The following is a 467-nucleotide window of genomic DNA, read 5'->3' on the forward strand; positions in this document are numbered from 1 at the left end:
GGTTATTTGGCCTTGGCGACTTTCCACGCGCCGTCCATTTTGCCGTCGCCGGTCATGTCGCCGGCCTTCTTGTCCATCACAAAGGTGTACAGCGGCATGCCCTGGTAGGCCCACTGCTTGCTGCCATCATCACGAGTGATTACCGTCCAGTCCCCCATCGACTTGTCATTCGCTGTCGCCATTAGCGGCGGCCAGTTTGCCGCGCACTTGTCATTGCACGCGGACTTGCCAGCGGAGTCCTTGGCAAAGGTGTACAGGGTCATGCCCTTTTGATCGGTGTACATGCCGTCCTTTTCCATCGCCGGATCGGCCGCCATGGCTAGCCCCGGCAATGTCAGGGCGGCGGCCAGCAGCAGGGCTTTGAACGAAGCAGTCATTTGAGTCATGGAAACCTTCTTTTGTGGTTGTCAGGATTCGGACTTAGAGCTTAGTCGAGGATGGGTGCAAATGTTGCGCGCCTGAAATAC

The 467-nt window shown here is 57.4% G+C and carries 1 protein-coding gene; it reads right to left on the bottom strand.

The annotated features are described in order from the left end of the window. Positions 1–2 precede the first annotated feature (2 nt). Entirely contained in the window at positions 3–386 is a 384-nt protein-coding gene (locus tag J5M56_RS25030) for a hypothetical protein (RefSeq protein WP_016772488.1), read from the bottom strand. Between the last annotated feature and the right edge of the window lie 81 nt (positions 387–467).

This window comes from Pseudomonas sp. 51_B (genome assembly GCF_017491595.1).
In the GTDB taxonomy this organism is placed as follows: Bacteria; Pseudomonadota; Gammaproteobacteria; order Pseudomonadales; family Pseudomonadaceae; genus Aquipseudomonas; species Aquipseudomonas promysalinigenes.